The sequence below is a fragment of the Hymenobacter terrenus genome (assembly GCF_000972495.1).
GTDB classification, from domain to species: Bacteria; Bacteroidota; Bacteroidia; order Cytophagales; family Hymenobacteraceae; genus Hymenobacter; species Hymenobacter terrenus.
Window position 1 is genome coordinate 1 of the sequence record NZ_LATM01000056.1, and the last position, 13,617, is coordinate 13,617.

Sequence of the window (13,617 nt, forward strand, 5' to 3'; positions counted from 1 at the left end):
ACCATTGTGGCTACCACGTACACTAACCTGAAATTTGCTCTAGGTCGGCTGGGCAACGAGATAGGGTTGAGGTTGTGCGTGATTCATACTTCCTGCACACCGACCCTCGCTTTGTGCAATCCTCCTCAGTTGAGATTCGTAATGATGGCTTTCGCGGAAGCTCTGCTTATACCGGCGTGGAAATTGACTTCAGCGCCAGCTTCCACGTGTTTGCGTGTGAGTGGACTCCGGATTTTATTACCTACTATGTAGACGGCGTCCAAGCCGTTAAAATGCCGAATTATAACAACGGGCCGCTGTTTCTGCGTTTTCAGACTGAGATTGATAACCTATTCAACCCCGATCCGGCTACCTTCGAAGCAGACCGCAACGACCCAACACCGCACTATCTGGAGATTGATTACGTGAGGGCGTGGCAGCGTAAGTCGGTAGCTTTGGCCACGACGGCAGCGGGCGCGGCTTCCGAACTGGTGCTCTACCCCAATCCTGCACACGAAAGCCTGAGCCTGCGCACGACCCAGGCCACTCCCTACACCATCCGCACAACGCTGGGTCAGGCCGTGCTTCGTGGCACGACGGCGGCGGGTAGTGCTACGCCGGTCACACTGGCGGGCCTCACGCCGGGGGTGTATCTGGTTGAAATGCGTACGGGTGCCGGGCCCGTTGTGCGCCGTTTCACCAAGGAATAACTTACGTCCGAACCGGTGGACGGCTGCGGTTCCTAGCCTTTCACCGAGCAAGGCGGGCTACTACCAGTGTGGTAGTTTTTCTATTCGTAAACATCTGGTAACCTACTGCCAACAAGCTGCTTTCACCTTTGTCAGTGCACTTAAGCTGCCTTGGCAATGTCTGAAAACAATAAGAAGATTAATCGTCGGGACTTCGTCCGCAACACGGTATTACTCTCGGGCGGCGTGGCCCTGTTGCCCTCGCTGCTCACGAGCTGTAACGACGACAACGACGACCCCAGTGTCGACTACACCGGCAACTTTGGTTTTAAGGAGGGCGTAGCCAGCTTCGACCCTTCCGCCACCAACGTCATCCTCTGGACGCGCTACACCAACGCCGACAACGAATCCGGCGACGCCAGCTTGCGCTGGGAAGTGGCCGAAAGCAGCGCCTTCAGCTCCCTGGTAGCCAGCGGCACGGTGGTAGCCCCCGCTACGGCCGACTACACCGCCGTGGTAGACGTGCCCGGCCTCGCGGCCAATAAGAAATATTACTACCGTTTCCGCAGCGAGGGTACCAAAGCCGAGTCGGTGGTAGGCGAAACCAAGACCCTGCCCACCGGCGCCCAGGCCAGTAGCGTGAAGCTGGCCGTGGTATCATGCGCCAACTTTCAGGCTGGCCTTTTCAACGTGTACGGCGCCGTAGCGGCCTCCGACGCCGACGCGGTAGTGCACCTTGGCGACTACATTTACGAGTACGGCGCGGGTGGCTACGGCACCAATGCCACCACCGCCAGCCTCAACCGCGCCCACCAGCCAGCCACCGAAATCATCAGCCTGAGCGACTACCGCACCCGCTACCGCCAGTATCGCTCCGATAAGCAGTTACAGCGTGCCCACCAGCTCAAGCCGTTCATCTGCGTGTGGGACGACCATGAGTACACCAATGACGCCTACACCACCGGCGCCGAAAATCACCAGCCCAACGAAGGTACCTTCGAGGACCGCAAGCGCGCCGCCAATCAGGCCTGGTTTGAGTACCTGCCAGCTCGAGTGGCCGACAAAACCAAAATTTACCGCCGCTTCGAATTCGGCAACTTGGTTAACCTGCTCATGCTTGATACCCGCATCGTGGGACGCGATAAGCAGCTGAGCCTGGCCAGCTATTTCACGGCTCCCGGCAATACGTTCAACGCCGCTGCTTTTGCCAACGACTGGCAAAAAGCCGACCGCTCGATGCTCGGCTTCGACCAGCGTACCTGGCTGGCCACCGCGCTCGGCAGCAGCAGCGCCAGCTGGCAGGTGCTGGGCTCGCAGGTGCTCATGGGCAAGATGTACATTCCGGTCGAACTGCTGACGGTGGTAGCGCAACTAGCGGCCGGCCCCACGCTCGCGCTACTTGCCCAATACAGCGCGCTGGCCACCCAGCTCAGCGCCATCAAGGCGCGGGTGCTGCAAAACGACCCCACGCTGACCGCTGCCGAACGCGCCCGCGTAACCACCGTGCTGCCCTACAACCTCGACTCCTGGGACGGCTACCCCGCCGAGCGCGAGCGGGTGTACGCTGCCGCCACTGGCAAAAAGCTAATTGCGCTGGCCGGCGACACTCACAACGCCTGGCACAGCGGCCTGACCACTAACACCGGCCAGCGTGTGGGCGCCGAGTTCGCCTGCTCGTCGGTGTCATCGCCCGGATTAGAGGGGCTGCTAGCCGGCAACACAGCCGCCATCCAGGGCTTCGAGCAGTCGAACCAGCTGCTCATTGACGACCTGGAGTACCTCGACGCTTCCAGGCGGGGATACGTCTTGGCCACGTTCACGGCCAGCAACGCCACCGCGGAGTACCACTATGTAGCTGGCCTCGATACGGAGAATGCCGTGACTACGATTGGTAAGAAGGTGGTGGAGGCGTAGCCAATACGAATTCGTTTTAAGTAAAAAAGCAGCGGCCGGGTGTGGTCGCTGCTTTTTTGTTGGGGTGCTTGCGAGCAGGGCTGTTTAATGCGACCCAGTGACGGCTAGGGCCGGCTCATGCGACGCGGATAGTTGAACAATACCGACGTGCCCCACGGCACCACAAACATGGCTACTGTGAGCACGGTCAGGCCCACGTCGGCGGCCTCGCTACCCAGGAATATGCTCAGCGGGTGTTGGGGCTGGAAGTGTTCGAAGAGCGACAGTACCAGCTTTAGCCCTAGCAGGGCGATAACGGCGAAAGCTGCCGTTTCGAGGAACGGGTAGCGGCCCATCAGCAGCACGAAGGCCTGCGCCACCAGCCGCATGGCCAGGATGCCGATGAATACACCCACAACCACTAGAATCAGGTTGTCGGTAAAGGCCACCACGGCAAACACGTTGTCGATGGAAAAAGCCAAATCCATCAGCTCAATCAGCGCTACCGTAGCCCAGAACTTACCCAGCAAACCCAGCGTCCGCCGGTAAATCCAGCTTTTTTCCTTGGCAATTTCCTCCTCGCCTTCCTTGGGGCCAGCCCGGAAATGGTCGTACACCAGATACAGGAGGTAGAGCCCGCCCAGTGGCTTCAAAAACCAGAAGTTTATCAGGAACGAGGCAAATACCAGGCACACGCCCCGAAACACATAGGCTCCGAAGATGCCATAGCGCAAAGCCTTTTTCCGTTCTTCCTTAGGTAGGTCGCCCACCATAGTGGCCAGCACGGCGGCATTGTCGACGGAGAGCAGGCTTTCAATAATAACCAGGTTGCCCACGATGGCCAGCGCGGCCAGGGGGTTATCGATGATTTGCTGAAGGGGGGCGTACATGCAGAGAAATAAAGCGGGAAATTACGGCTGTTGCAAGCACGGCGGGCATTTTGGCCAAGACACCACCGCGCTAAAACCCGACCCGGAACTGCGCCAGTCCCGCCGAAGAAGGGCTGATTATTTCTGGAACCACCTTATCAGGCGCCTCTTGTGGCCCCGCCTTTGTACGGCAGGCGCTACCTACTTGCTCGCCTATTGTCGTTCTAACGAGGCAAGTATTTTATCTGCTTTAGGCCTGTGCGCTTCCAGCCGTGGCACTATCCGAAGATTTATCGAATACTTCAAAAACGGCGTTTAGCCTCAGTATGCAGGCTTTTTGCTAATGAAATTGGTGTGCTAAATGGATTGACTAGTTGTTAACATTTTCTTCACAAAGCACACAACTTGAATAGTAGATTTTGTGTAAAGAGATTTATATTAAAAACGATGTCTGAGATTGAAATTGATTTAAAATCCCAAGAGTTGGACGGACTATAAATCATTGTTAAAAAGGACTTAGTGCTTGCATGTGTCAAAAGGTTTATTTACCTTTGTGATACCTCGTAATTGCACTTTCAACATTTTAACTCCCATTACAATGCAGAAGCTAAAAATTACCAAAGTTCTACTTTTTGCTTTCGGCGTAGGAGTGTTCACCACCTCTTGCCAAAAGGATAGAGATGAACCCACACCCGCACCCTCGGCCACTAAATCGAGCAGCAACGCCTCGGCTTATGAGTCTCTCGAAAACGAAGTGCTACAGCTCATCAACCAGGACCGGGCCGCGCAGGGCCTGCCTGCTTTGGTCAATAACCCTGCTATCGCCGATGAGGCCCGGGGTCACAGCCAAAACATGGGTACGGGAGCCGTTGGCTTTGGGCACGCTGGATTCTCGAGCCGGACAAGCCGCCTCAAGACTTACGTAAGCTGGACTGGCGCGGCGGAGAACGTGGCTTATGGCTCCAATTCAGCTAAAGCCATTGTGGACATGTGGCTGAAGAGCACCTCGGGTCACCGCGAGAACATTCGGGGTAACTACAACCTCACCGGGGTCGGCATTGCTCTTGGAAAAAACGGGTACTACTATTTCACCCAAATCTTCCTGAAAGGTACGGCTACCACGCCAACGACCCCCACCACACCGACAAACCCTACCACACCAACCCCTCCCCCCACGACGCCAACTACTCCCACGACGCCTTCGACTGGCACTACGTTGGCCGCTCAGATTCTGGACTTGGTCAACCAGCACCGCGCCTCGTTAGGCCTGCCAGCCTTTGCAGCTAACTCTGTTATTGCCAGCGAAGCACAGGGACACACCCAGAACATGGCTTCAGGAGCTGTGGCATTCGGACACACCGGCTTCAACTCCCGCTTTAATCGCATCGTATCGCAAATCGGTGGTAGCTCGGGCGCNAAATCGGTGGTAGCTCGGGCGCCGAAAACGTGGCCTACCGCTCCACTGGTGCTACCGCTGCCGACTTCGTTAATGGCTGGCTAAATAGCCCCGGCCATCGCGCCAACATCGAAGGCAATTTCACCCGCACCGGTATTGGTGTTGCTACCAGCAGCACGGGCCGCATCTACAGCACCCAAATCTTCATCCGGTAAGCACACCGGCTGCTCCTTACAAGCAGTAGCTACATCGCCTCGACCTGAATTGGTCAGGTTTCAAAAACAAAAAGAGCGGCTGTATCAGTCGCTCTTTTTGTTTAGGGCTAGCTGCGAAAAGCTAAAAAGCAGTGACATATGCCAAGGGGGTAAAAGGCGGTGCCGCCGCACCCTGCTGCCGTCCGGCGCGTAAGCAGTTGGTGGCCGTCGCGGCCCGTTCATTTTCGCTGCCCATGATAGTCAACTCCACGCCCGCCGGCTGGCAAATCATCTACCAACAAGCCCACGCCCTGCTGGCTATGCAGCTGGCCTGGCACTGGCCGCCCACCCTGCCGCCCGACCGCTGGGTGGGGCTGTTGGCCGCTATTGCTCAGCACGACGATGAGCAGGATGCCTGGCGCGACCGCGGCGGCCATCACGGTCTCACCGCCGCCGGGGCCCCGGCCAACTTTACTCAAAAGGCTTTCTCGATGGCCCAGGCCACTGGCGTGCTTGCCGCTGCCCGCTTCCAAGGGCGCTGGCGCAGCCTGCTCACCAGCATGCACCTGAGCTGCCTCTACGAAAGTCTCCGGGGGCAGTCAGAGGAAATAACCGCCTTTCTCAACTCCCTCCGCGACCAGCAGCAGCAGTGGCGCCGTGCCCTCAAGCTCACCAAAGCCGAGGCCCAGCACGCCTACGACTTGCTACACTGGTGCGACCGGCTTTCGCTCATCCTCTGTCGCCAAGAGCTGCCCGAGATGGGCCGTGCTCTGGAAATCTACCGCGGCTCCGACGGCCGGCGCTACGACGTACGCCGCCCCCAGGCCGACGGCCCGGTACTGGTGCAGCCCTGGCCCTTCGCCACCCCCGAAATTGAGGTGAACGTAGAAGCCAGCGTGCTCACCCAGTTGCAGTTTCAGGACGATGCCGAGCTGGCGGCCACCCTACGCGCCGCTCCTGTTGAAACTCTGCGCTGGACCTTAAAAGCTGCTGAAAACTAGTAAATTACACTGGACATGGGCTGGGAGAGAATAACCTCTGGAGCCCAAACCACAATGGGCGAATATCAACTGCTGCGTGTTCTTCCCGTACTAAGAAACAGCGGGCTTCGATGCCGCTCAACTTTTCCGCAGCATGGCACACTATAAGTTTACTGACATTCTGAATGTTCTCAAGGCTTCAGCTTCTGAATTCAGCAATAACAACTCGTTTCGGCATGCGGCAGCTTTGTCCTACTGCACCATCTTCTCGCTGCCGCCGCTGCTGCTCATCGTCATTACGGTGGCCAGCGCGGCATTTGGAGACGAGGCCGTCACTGGCCAGATTTATGGGCAGATTAAGGGCCTGGTCGGGCCCGATGCTGCCGCCTTTCTGCAAGAAAGCATTGCCAAATTCACCCTACAGAAGCGGGGCCCCTTAGCCACGGCCATCGGGGTGGGCACGCTGATTTTTGCCGCTACCACCTTCTTCGTCACCCTGCAAGAGAGCATCAACGACATCTGGAACCTGAAGGTGAAAACGGCTGGCATCGGCGTTGGGGCCTTCCTCAAGCAGCGTTTCCTGTCGTTTGGGCTGATTCTGAGCGTAGCTCTGCTGCTGCTCATCTCCTTTGTGGTGAGTGCCGTGCTCAGCGCTTTCACCGGCTGGCTGCAAAAGCAGATTCCCGAAATCGGCGTTATCGTTATCCGGCTGGTTGACTTTGCCTTGTCGTTGGGAATTACTACGCTGCTGTTTGCGCTCATCTACCGCTTCCTGCCCGATGCCATCATTCGCTGGCGCGACGTAGGTGTCGGAGCCTTCATCACGGCGCTGCTCTTTGTTATTGGCAAGTACCTCATTGCCTTCTACATCGCCAAATCTAACCCCGGCTCGGCATTTGGGGCGGCGGGCTCGGCCATCGTGCTGCTGGTTTGGATTAACTATTCCTCGCTCATCATCTTCTTCGGGGCCGAGTTCACCCAGGAGTTTGCCGATGCTTTCGGCCAAAAAGTGCAGCCCAAAGCCCATGCCGTGCGTGTACGCCTGCAAGAGTTCGCGCCCGGCGAGTCAGAAGAGGAAATAGCCACTGGCCGGCCACGCTCCACGGGCAGTTGGAAATCCTAGCCTCAAGCCCAGCGGGTACGAATGTAATGTCCTTTTCTCTTTCGCCGTATCAATGTTGGATTCTTGTATAAGCATTTTATAAGCAGTTTGTTGAATGGAATAGTACTATAGCCTGCTCGCGTAATTAGCGACTTTCGTAAAGTCCTGTTGAGCAAAACATCGTTTGGGACTGTCACGGAGCGTCAGCTCACCTTTGGAGAAATTATTTTCTCCATGAAACAACTCCTACTTCTGCTATTCTCTGGTTTGGTCCTGACCTATACGCCTGTTCTGGCCCAAACAACTCCCTCCGAACTTGGTGGTCCTCCGGTAGCTTCGCCACCTACTGCCCCCGACACTATCCCCGCTCCCAACGACTCTTATCTGCTGGGCCGTGCTTACCGCATCGAAACCGTGCAGGGTACCACTTTCGACGGCACTTTGGTTAGCTTGAACTTAATCAATCTGGAGTTTGAAACCAAGGAATTGGGACGTGTAAACTTAGAGCGTAGCCAGGTGCGCCGGGCCGTGTTGGCCGCGCTCACTGTGGCGGGGGCTAAGCCAAGCTACTTCGACATCGGCAATGGCAATCGCCTCTTTTTTGCCCCCACCGGCCGCGGCCTGCGTAAGGGCGAAAACACGTTGCAACTCGTTAGCCTGTATCTGGTAGGCGGAAACTTTGGCATTACCGACAACATTTCCCTAGGCGGCTATATCTCGGTTTTCCCCGGAATCAGCCTCCGCAGTCAGTTGATTGTGCTCACGCCCAAGGTCAGCTTTCCCATTAGCGACAAGCTACATGTGGGGGCGGGCGCACTCTACCTCCGCATCCCCACGTTCAACACGCTCGACCGGGCCTACGGGGCCGGTATTCTGTACGGCGCCGCTACCTATGGCTCGGCCGACGACAACGTAACCGCTGGCCTTGGCTACGGCTTTTTTGACGGGGACATTGGCTCGACGCCCATTCTTCAGATTGGGGCCCAAAAGCGCATTTCACGCCGCTTTTCGCTGATTAGCGAAAATTATATCATTGCCAATTCGCGCTCGGGCATGGGTGGCCTCTATGGCATCAAAATCAATTGGCGCCGCACCAGCCTTGGCTTGGGAGCGGCCTACGTTTATGCCTTTGGCTATACTGAAACTCACACCTACACTGCCTACAATAGCAACAACATGCCTTACACCGCCACTCAAACGTCCCACACTGCGGGCCGCCTCTACTCGACGTACGTTCTGCCGGTGTATTACGATTTCACGTTCCGTTTCGGAAAGCGAAGGAAGTAGCCTGTCGACGGCAACCCATAAACAAAAGCCGCCGGTTCATCGCCGGCGGCTTTTGTTTATTCGATCAATGCTGCTATTCGGCGGTGGCTTTTTCCTTCACTGCGAGCTGCCCGCAGGCCGCGTCAATGTCCTTGCCCCGACTGCGGCGGATGTTGGTTTGCACGCCGCGGTCGGCCAGATACTTGTGGAAAGCGCTGATTTTGTCGTCGGCCGCATTCTGGTAATCAGCATTTTCAATGGGGTTATATTCAATCAGGTTTACCTTGCAGGGCAGCCATTTCGAGATTTTGAGCAGGTGCTCGGCATCCTCCAGCGTGTCGTTGAAGCCATCAAACACGATGTATTCGTAGGTGACTTTACGACCGGTTTTCTGGTGGTAGTACTGCAAGGCTTCCTTCAGCGCCGCCAAGGAGTTGGCCTCGTTGATGGGCATGATTTCGTTGCGCTTGGCATCGGTAGGGGCGTGCAGCGAGAGAGCCAGGTTGGCCTTCACGTCGTCATCAGCCAGCTTTTTGATCATCTTGGCAATGCCGGCCGTGCTGATGGTGATGCGGCGCGGGGCCATGTTCAGGCCATCGGGCGCGGTGATGCGGCGCACGCTTTCCACCACGTTGGCGTAGTTGAGCAGCGGTTCACCCATGCCCATATACACGATATTGGTGAGCGGCGTGCCATATTGGGCCTCGCACTGCTCCCGAATGCGCACCACTTGGTCGTAAATCTCGGCGGCGTCGAGGTTGCGCTTGCGGTCCATATAGCCCGTGGCGCAAAACTTACACGTAAGCGAGCAGCCCACCTGGCTCGAAATGCAGGCCGTCATCCGCGTGTCGTGCGGGATGAGCACGCCTTCTACCACGTTGCCGTCGTAGAGTTTGAAGGCCGATTTGATAGTGCCGTCGTTCGAGAGCTGTTTGTTCTGCACCGTCACACCGTTTATCACGAAGTGCGCGGCCAGCAGCTCACGGGTAGCCAGCGAGATGTTGTTCATCTCCTCAAACGTGGCGGCGGTGTTTTTCCACAACCATTCCAGCACCTGTTTGGCACGGAAAGGCTTCTCGCCGTTCTCGACCATAAAGGCTTTGAGCTCGTCGGGCGAGGTTTTGCGGATGTCGCGCTTTTTAATGACGGGGGCGAGGGGCAGTTCCAGAAGCATAGCACAAAGATACAAGCCGACAAGGCGTTGGGTTCCCGCGTTGCTGATTTGACACTGCCCTTACTTGGGAGGGGCTATGAGCCTAATTGTGAAGCTGACCGCAACCTTGCGGCCGCCCAGCGTGCCGGATTTGAGGCGGGGTAGTTTCTGGGCACCAGCTACTAAGGCTGCTTCACAAGCGGCCGTCAACGGCTGCAAACTGCGGTGCGGGGAGCCATTCCCACGCATTCCATCCGCTTTAAGAATGGTGTCCTTGGGCGGAGGGATGCTTGGCAGGGACATATTGTTTATACTTTTTACCCCGTAGATGCTGCCACTGGGCTCTACTATAAAGGTGACGAACACGGGAAATGTGGGCATTGTACATCCTGCCTTCGCGCTGGTGTTCTCAAACTCACGCAACAAGTCAGCGCTAAGTGCTTTTAAACCGCCCCCACCCGGATACACCGGTGGGTGCTCGACGTAATTGTACACTTTTGTGGAATCAGCGGGCAGCACCTGACGAGCCGGCCGCCCCTGAGACTGCGCCGATAGAATAACCATTGGCAGTGAGCCAAACGCTAAGAGTAGCCGGCCACGGATTTTTGCGAATGCCAGCATAGTAAAATGGAATTAGTTGTCTTGTGAAGATAACCTCATTGAACGGACCCGATACCGGAACCCACTCGCGTCGCTAGCGCCTCTGGTAACAGCCGCAGCTTCCGAATATTGTAATCGAAGCACAGCATGCCTGTCTTGGCCCGCGCTATCTCTTTGCCGGCTTGGTTGTGCACGTGGTACACCACATCGAAGCCGTACTTGTTGGGGTCGGCCGCGGCCATTTTGATGTGCAGCATGTCGCCATGAAAGGCTTCGCCTTTGTATTCCATCGCCACATCAACCATGATGAGCCCGAGCTTGCTCACCGCGTCGTAGTCGTTTTCCAGGCCTATCGAGCGCAAGAATTGCACGCGTGCCTCATGCAGAATGCCCAGCAGCGCGTCGTTGCCGAGGTGGCCGCCGTAATTAAGGTCGGTGATGCGCACTGGGATTGCGGCGATGCAGGAGAAGGTATCGGGCAAGGCTACTTTTACGCGGGCCATGGGGTTAGTCAATAGTTAGCAATGAGCGGAGAGCAAATTTTTCAGGAGCCAAAGGTAGAAGTCCGGGCCACGGCCGACGGCTCGGCCACGCTATTTGTGCCGGCGTTGAATGAGCATTACCATTCCCGGCACGGGGCGCGTCAAGAGTCGCAGCACGTCTTTCTCAAGCACGGGCTCGGGCCTTTGCTGCAAACGAACATCGGTTATCAGCAGACTCTGCACATCTTGGAAGTGGGCCTGGGCACGGGACTGAATGCGTTGCTGACGCTGGAGTCGGGCGCTATGGCGGGTGCCTTCATCGAGTACGATGGGTTGGAAACCTACCCGCTGCCCGCTGCCGTGGTCGCAGCCCTACAGCCCGAATGGGACCAGCGCGGCACGCCGCTTAAAGAATTGTTTGCCAAACTCCACAGTGCGCCGTGGGACCAGCCTACCGAGTTGCTGCCTGGCTTTGTGCTCAAGAAAATGCACCAGCCCCTGCAGGAGGCAGCTCTGGAGCCAAGTCAATACGACCTGATTTATTTCGATGCTTTTGCCCCCGACAAACAACCCGAACTTTGGACTGAAGCCATCTTCCGGCAGTTGTACGTTGCTGCTGCTCCGGGCGGCGTGCTGGTGAGTTACTGCGCGCAAGGTCAGTTTCGACGTAATCTGCGGGCCGCTGGCTGGCGTACCGAAAAGCTCCCTGGCCCGCCCGGCAAGCGCGAGATGACGCGCGCCCACAAGGACGGCTAGCCGTGAACAGCGCAGCCTCATTGAGTCTACACTACACCCGAATATTTTTGGCGGGCATCCGCATGGCGCCTTACATTGAGTAGTTATGTGCTGATAGCCAAAAGGTATCAGGATGGTTGCCAGTGGGCGAAGCGACCTTATCCGGCTAGTCAACGTATGTTGCATACCCAATGAGTCGTAAATTTCTCGAAACCGAAAGTCCCGCCTGGGTTACCGAAGGCCTTATCAGCGAAGAGCAGCGCCAAAAGCTGCTGGCTCGCTACCCTTCCGAGGCCCGGGCATTGGGTTTGCTTCCGCTACTAGGCAGCATCCTGGTTGGTCTCAGTGCCCTGAGTGTGGTAGCGGCCAATTGGCAAGCCCTGCCCGAGGTGCTCCGTCTCGCTTTGCTGCTCGGCAGTCTGGTGGGCGCCTACGCCGCCGGGGCATACTTCCTGCGGCGCGGCAACGAAGACTTGGGCCACGGCCTTATTGGACTAGGGTTGATTTTATTCGGAGCCAGCATTATTCTCACTAGTCAGCTCTACCAGTTGGTGGGCTACGATGCCAGTGGTCTGCTGGCTTGGGTGGTGGCGGGCGTGGCCGTAAGCTACGTGTATGGCTCGCGTCTGCTGGTGCTACTCACGGTGATAATTGGAGCGGGCGTACAAACGTATTGTGTCGAGGCGCTGGGGATTTTTAGCTACGTCACGGTCGCGTTGGTGGCAGGCGGGCTGGGCTACTACTGGTGGCGCCGGCCCGAAGTGGTGAGCAGCACTATATTGGCCATCGGGTTGCTCTGGCAAGCGGCGCTGCTGGTTATCGTGCTGCACGCCAAAATCACCTGGTTTTTTGTGCCGGCCATGGCCATTTACGCCGCCGGCGACTGGCAGCAGAACCGCGCCGGCGGCCGGGCCTTGCAAGGGCCGCCGCTGGTGGCAGCATACCTATTCATGTTTGGGCTAGCCACTTTTGGCGAAACCGATACCTACGCCAATGTGCTACGCCCCCCGCTGCTGCCGTACCTGGCGGCGCTGGCGGGAGTATTTGCTATATCGGTAGCCGGCAAGCGGGCCCGGGGGCGTTTCGATACCCTGCTCGACTGGCTGCTGCTGTTGCCCGGCTTCTACTTGCCGGGGGGACTGCCGCTGGCGGTGGCCACGCTGGTGGTGCTGTATGCCCACGCCGGCTCGGTGCTCGCCCGTGCCCACCGCAACGAGGACGCCGACCAACTCACCATTGGCGCGGTGCTGTTCGTGGCCGCGACCATGGTAGCGTACTTCAAGCTGACTTGGGCATTTCTTGATAAGTCCTTGTTCTTTCTGTTGGGGGGGGTACTACTTTTGAGCCTGAGCTGGTACCTGCGCCGCCGCAATGCCCAGGTGCTGGCTGCCGCCGCGCCGCCGGTAGCGCAGCAAGCTGGCTCGCCACCCATCACGCCGCCAGCCACTCCCGAAACCCCTTCTGCCAATGGCTGATCTGCTGACCTGGTTTTCGGCCCCAGCCCACCGCCGGCCCTTGCTGCGCCTGCTGGTGGGTGCGCAGGTGCTCTACGTGCTAGGCGTAGCCGGTGCGGGCTACGCCACGGCGGCTTTGGGCCAGCACATTATCCTGACCAGTACTCCCATCGACCCGCGCGACTTGCTCTACGGCGACTTCGTGCGCCTGCGCTACAACATCAGCGAAGCGCCGCTCCACTTGTGGCACGGCGATGCTGCCCCGCGCCGCCGCCAGGGCGTTTTCGTACTCCTGGCTCCTGGCCCGGATAGCATCAGCACCACCGTGGGAGTTTATGCCAAAGCCCCGCAGCCCGCTCCCAACCAAGCCGTGCTGCGCGGCTGGGTGACCGATGTATACCGCAACTCCCTCACCTTGCGCTTCAACTTGGAGCGCTACTATGTGCCCGAAGCCAGTGGCCTGCGCCTGGAAAAAGTAGGCCGGGTGCATCCGTTGCGGGTGCGGGTCAGCATTGCGCCCTGGGGCCAGGCCCGCATTGCCCACGTAGCGGAACAGCTAAAAGCCCCCGAACTCAGCCGTTAAGCTTGATTCGGGGGCTTGTAAAAAGTTGTGCGGTAGTAACGCCTCGTTGCGCGGCCCTGACCACCCCAGCCCCGGCCCCCTCTCCTGCGGAGAGGGGGGAGCCAAACAAGTCTAGATTGCTGACATCCGGCTCCCCTCTCTTGCGGAAAGGAGGCGGGGGTGAGGTGCCCGGCGTTGGGCAGCAGGCACAGTTACTTTTAAGTAGTCAGGCAAAAGTAATGCGGTAGTCTGTGGTGCCGATT

13 protein-coding genes are annotated in these 13,617 nt (G+C 57.9%); 10 read left to right on the forward strand and 3 right to left on the reverse strand.

Going from position 1 to position 13,617, the window contains the following annotated elements:
- The first annotated feature begins 113 nt into the window (after positions 1-113).
- Both WX88_RS25715 and WX88_RS25720 read left to right on the forward strand, forming a co-directional pair.
- Positions 114-689, forward strand: a complete 576-nt coding sequence (locus WX88_RS25715) for a T9SS type A sorting domain-containing protein (RefSeq protein ID WP_197076974.1) — start codon at positions 114-116, stop codon at positions 687-689.
- Positions 690-845: 156 nt separating this feature from the next.
- A complete protein-coding gene (locus tag WX88_RS25720) occupies positions 846-2,582 on the forward strand; it encodes an alkaline phosphatase D family protein (RefSeq protein ID WP_046247300.1) in 1,737 nt (578 codons plus the stop codon).
- 104 nt (positions 2,583-2,686) lie between these two features.
- Here WX88_RS25720 and WX88_RS25725 read toward each other — a convergent pair whose 3' ends face one another.
- Positions 2,687-3,451: a TerC family protein gene (locus WX88_RS25725; RefSeq protein WP_046247301.1), complete on the reverse strand. Its 765-nt coding sequence runs from the start codon at positions 3,449-3,451 to the stop codon at positions 2,687-2,689.
- A 577-nt stretch (positions 3,452-4,028) separates the two neighbouring features.
- On the opposite strand from WX88_RS25725, the gene WX88_RS28375 reads away from it, so the two are divergent.
- The 5 genes from WX88_RS28375 to WX88_RS28380 all read left to right on the forward strand — a co-directional run bounded on the left by WX88_RS28375 (position 4,029) and on the right by WX88_RS28380 (position 8,389).
- Complete coding sequence (locus WX88_RS28375; RefSeq protein ID WP_052733119.1) at positions 4,029-4,931, forward strand: CAP domain-containing protein; 903 nt, start codon at positions 4,029-4,031, stop codon at positions 4,929-4,931.
- Positions 4,877-5,041, forward strand: a complete 165-nt coding sequence (locus WX88_RS29210) for a CAP domain-containing protein (protein WP_231590801.1) — start codon at positions 4,877-4,879, stop codon at positions 5,039-5,041. Before WX88_RS28375 ends, WX88_RS29210 begins: the two co-directional genes overlap by 55 nt.
- 233 nt (positions 5,042-5,274) lie before the next feature.
- Positions 5,275-6,021, forward strand: a complete 747-nt coding sequence (locus WX88_RS25735) for a DUF3891 family protein (protein WP_046247309.1) — start codon at positions 5,275-5,277, stop codon at positions 6,019-6,021.
- A gap of 133 nt (positions 6,022-6,154) precedes the next feature.
- Positions 6,155-7,123: a YihY/virulence factor BrkB family protein gene (locus tag WX88_RS25740; protein WP_046247302.1), complete on the forward strand. Its 969-nt coding sequence runs from the start codon at positions 6,155-6,157 to the stop codon at positions 7,121-7,123.
- Positions 7,124-7,336: 213 nt separating this feature from the next.
- Positions 7,337-8,389 carry a hypothetical protein gene (locus WX88_RS28380; protein WP_052733121.1) on the forward strand — a complete coding sequence of 351 codons (1,053 nt, stop codon included), beginning with the start codon at positions 7,337-7,339 and terminating at the stop codon, positions 8,387-8,389.
- 73 nt (positions 8,390-8,462) lie between these two features.
- Here WX88_RS28380 and rlmN read toward each other — a convergent pair whose 3' ends face one another.
- Entirely contained in the window at positions 8,463-9,542 is a 1,080-nt protein-coding gene (gene rlmN / locus WX88_RS25750) for a 23S rRNA (adenine(2503)-C(2))-methyltransferase RlmN (protein WP_046247303.1), read from the reverse strand.
- A gap of 635 nt (positions 9,543-10,177) precedes the next feature.
- On the reverse strand, positions 10,178-10,624 hold the full coding sequence (locus WX88_RS25760) for a thioesterase family protein (RefSeq protein ID WP_046247305.1): 447 nt from the start codon (positions 10,622-10,624) through the stop codon (positions 10,178-10,180).
- A gap of 21 nt (positions 10,625-10,645) precedes the next feature.
- Between WX88_RS25760 and mnmD the strand changes: the two genes are divergently transcribed.
- The 3 genes from mnmD (at position 10,646) to WX88_RS25775 (ending at position 13,375) form a co-directional block, all read left to right on the forward strand.
- Positions 10,646-11,359 (forward strand): tRNA (5-methylaminomethyl-2-thiouridine)(34)-methyltransferase MnmD, encoded by a 714-nt coding sequence (gene mnmD, locus WX88_RS25765; protein WP_046247306.1) that lies wholly within the window; start codon positions 10,646-10,648, stop codon positions 11,357-11,359.
- A gap of 170 nt (positions 11,360-11,529) precedes the next feature.
- Complete coding sequence (locus WX88_RS25770; RefSeq protein WP_052733122.1) at positions 11,530-12,813, forward strand: DUF2157 domain-containing protein; 1,284 nt, start codon at positions 11,530-11,532, stop codon at positions 12,811-12,813.
- Complete coding sequence (locus WX88_RS25775) at positions 12,806-13,375, forward strand: GDYXXLXY domain-containing protein (RefSeq protein ID WP_046247307.1); 570 nt, start codon at positions 12,806-12,808, stop codon at positions 13,373-13,375. The genes WX88_RS25770 and WX88_RS25775 overlap by 8 nt, the downstream gene beginning before the upstream one ends.
- Positions 13,376-13,617 lie beyond the last annotated feature (242 nt).